Genomic DNA, 3,261 nt, shown 5'->3' with positions numbered 1-3,261 from the left:
GGCCATCATCTCCTGAATGCGGGGGTCTTTCTGACCCAGACCGGCGGTATCGATGATCACCATGCGCTTGTTGGCCAGCAGTTCGAGCAGGTCCTGCAGCGCGGCACGGTCATGCGCCTGGTGCGCAACCACCCCCAGCATGCGGCCATAGGCACGCAGTTGCTCGTAGCCCGCCACGCGATAGGTGTCCAGCGTGATCAGGCCCACGCTGTGGGCACCATAGGCCTTGACACACTGCGCCGCCAGCTTGGCGGCGGTGGTCGTTTTGCCGACGCCGGTGGAGCCGATGAGGGCGTAAACGCCCCCCTCGTCGCACAACTGGCCTGGCTCCCGGGCCACGCGCAGGTTGTGCGCCAGCACCTCGAGCGTCCAGCGCCAGGCTTCGGCCGCTTTCAGTTGCGCGGGTAGTCGTTCGAGCACAGCCCGGGCCACGGTCGGCGAGTAGCCGGCCCGGATGAATTTGTGCATGAGTTGGGACTGGATGGGGTTGTGGCGCGCCTGCCCCAGCCACGCCAGGGTCTGAAAACGCTCCTCCATCATGGCCTGCAACGCCGCCAACTGGGCCGCAAGCGGGTTGGTTTGCCCGGCGGCTGCACCGTTGGGCGGGGCAGCCGGGCGCTGCGGGGCCGCTGCGGCGGTGGGCGACGCCTGGGGGCGGCCGAACGGCAACACCATGGCATCCTCTCCACGCGGCGCAACAGGCGGTGTCTGTGGCAGCGGGGCCTGGGACCGCAGCGCGGCCGCAGATCCCGCAGCCGCCGGCGCCTCCGCTGCCCGGGCCCCTTGCAGAGCCTCGCGGCGCTTGCGCAGCATGCGCTCACGCACATACTCCTGAAAGGACAGCGTGCTCATCGCCAGCGTCTCGGTGTCCTGTGCCACCGAACTGTCGGGCGACACCGGCGGCAACTGAGCCGCCGCACGTTGCTGCAGTCCCAGCGTCGCGCGCCCGGAGCGTCCAACCGGCGACTCAGGCAAGGCACGGCCCTTCGCTGCGGCGGGCGCGGCCGCCTGTGCAGCAATCACGGCGAGCTGATCCTCGGATGTGGCCACCACTTCGAACCCCTGTTGCGTCGAGCGCGAGGACAGGATCACGGCCTGCTCGCCAAAGGCGGCCCGCGCCAGCGCCATGGCCTCGCGCGAGTTGGGGGCGACGAATCGTTGTGCGTTCATGCGGGCTCTCCAATGATCGGGCCGATACGGATGGTGTGGGTGTCAGGGATCTCGCTGTGCGCCAGCACCTGCAGGCGCGGGGCGGCACGCTTGAGCAAGCGGGCGATGGCTTGGCGAATGGCATCGGGCACCAGCAGCACGGCGGGCACGCCACTTTCTTCCTGGCGCGATGCGACGCGGGCGGCCGACTGCGTCAACATGTCTGCCACGCCCGGGTCCAACGCGCCGACACTCTGCGGGCCGAGCACCTGGGTCAGCAGCCGCTCCAGACCTGGCTCGATAGCGATGACCTCCAGCTCCTGCGCCGGCCCATAGATTTGCTGCACGATGGCGGGCGCCAACGCCTGACGCACCCGCCGCGTCAGCTCCACCGGGTCCTGGGTCTGGCCCGCGTGTTCGGCCAGGGTCTCGATGATCGTGCGGATGTCGCGGATGTGCACGCCCTCCTCCAGCAGCAGCTGGAGCACTTTTTGGAACACACCAATGGGCACCATGGCCGGGATCACTTCCTCGATCAGTTTGGGGGCCAGCTTGCGCACATGCTCGACGAGTTCTTGCACCTCGGTGCGGCTGAGCAGCTTGGCCGCGTGGACTTGCATCAAGTGTGACAAATGCGTGGCCAGCACAGTCTCCGCATCAACGACGGTGTAGCCCGCCATTTGCGCGTTTTCCTTGTGTTTCTCCTCGATCCACGTGGCAGGTAGGCCAAAAGCGGGGTCGGTGGTGGATTGGCCGATCAGGGGCGTGCGGATATGGCCGGGATTGATCGCCAGAAACTGCCCGGGGAACACCTCCCCTTCGCCCACCACGACGCCGCGCAGCGTGATGCGGTAGGCACTGGGCTTGAGCTCCAGGTTGTCGCGCACATGCACGGGGGGCGGCAAAAAGCCGACCTCCTGCGCAAACTTTTTGCGCACGCCCTTGATGCGGGTCAGCAGATCGCCGCGGCGGGACCGATCCACCAACGCGATGAGGCGATAACCGAGCTCCAGACCGAGCAGATCCACCGGCTGCAGATCGTCCCAGGTGGCCTCGGTCTCGGCTGGGGTCTGGGCGGCTTGCTGGGCGGCGAGTTCCTGCGCCGAGGGCTTGCGCCGCTCGCGCGCCAGCCAGAATGCCAGCGCACCGATGATCGCCGCAAAGCCCAGAAATACCAGATTGGGCATGCCGGGAATGCTGCCCAGCAGCGCCATCACCGTCGCGGTCACGCCCAGCACCTTGGGCGAGTCGAACATCTGCGCGACGATCTGCTGGCCCAGGTCCTCTTCCTTGCCGACACGCGAGACCACCATGGCCGCAGCCACCGACACCAACAGGCCCGGCACCTGTGCCACCAACGCATCACCCACCGCCAGCGTGATGTAGCTGTGTGCGGCCTGCTCTAGCGACAAGCCGTGCTGCAGCATGCCGACCGCAAAGCCACCAACGATGTTGATGATCAGAATCAGAATGCCGGCGATGGCGTCACCGCGCACGAACTTGGATGCACCGTCCATGTTGCCGAAGAAGTCCGCCTCCTCCGACACCTCGGCACGGCGCCGCTTGGCCTCGGCCTGGTCGATCAAGCCAGCGTTGAGATCGGCATCGATCGCCATCTGTTTGCCCGGCATGGCGTCGAGGGTAAAGCGCGCACCCACCTCGGCAATGCGCTCGGCCCCCTTGGTGATGACGACGAAGTTGATCACCACCAGGATCAGAAAGACGATCAGCCCGACGGCGAAGTTGCCGCCGATCAAGAAGGTGCCAAAAGCCTCGATGACTTTGCCGGCTGCACCAGGGCCTGTATGGCCCTCCATCAACACCACGCGGGTGGAGGCCACATTGAGCGACAGGCGCAGCAGGGTGGTGATGAGCAGCACGGTGGGAAAGACCGCAAAATCCAGCGCGCGCCGCATGTAGGCGGCCACCATCATCACGGTCAAAGCGATCGCGATATTCAGGGTAAAGAAGGTGTCCAGCAGCCACGGGGGCAGGGGCAAGACCAACATGGCCAGCACCAGCATCACCAGAGCCGGGGCAGCCAGCGCCTGACCATGGCCCTGCCAGGGGCGAAGCGACTGTTGCAGCGATTGCAAAATGGCGTTCATGGGT

Annotated in this window: 2 protein-coding genes; both read right to left on the bottom strand. The window is 66.5% G+C overall.

Features of this window, described 5'->3' with window-relative positions; all coding sequences use genetic code 11:
* On the bottom strand, positions 1-1,170 hold a 1,170-nt coding region (flhF, locus tag P3W97_RS09305; protein ID WP_300846081.1), incomplete at its 3' end, for a flagellar biosynthesis protein FlhF.
* Complete coding sequence (gene flhA / locus P3W97_RS09300; RefSeq protein WP_300846083.1) at positions 1,167-3,257, bottom strand: flagellar biosynthesis protein FlhA; 2,091 nt, start codon at positions 3,255-3,257, stop codon at positions 1,167-1,169. The genes flhA and flhF, both read right to left, overlap by 4 nt.
* Positions 3,258-3,261 lie beyond the last annotated feature (4 nt).

The organism is Tepidimonas sp. (genome assembly GCF_029335975.1).
GTDB lineage: Bacteria > Pseudomonadota > Gammaproteobacteria > Burkholderiales > Burkholderiaceae_C > Tepidimonas.
This window is presented reverse-complemented; position numbering and strand designations above follow the sequence as displayed.

Excerpts from the sequence above, each read along its gene's own strand:
- flhA (WP_300846083.1), bottom strand. The coding sequence starts at position 3,257 with ATGAACGCCATTTTGCAATCGCTGCAACAGTCGCTTCGCCCCTGGCAG.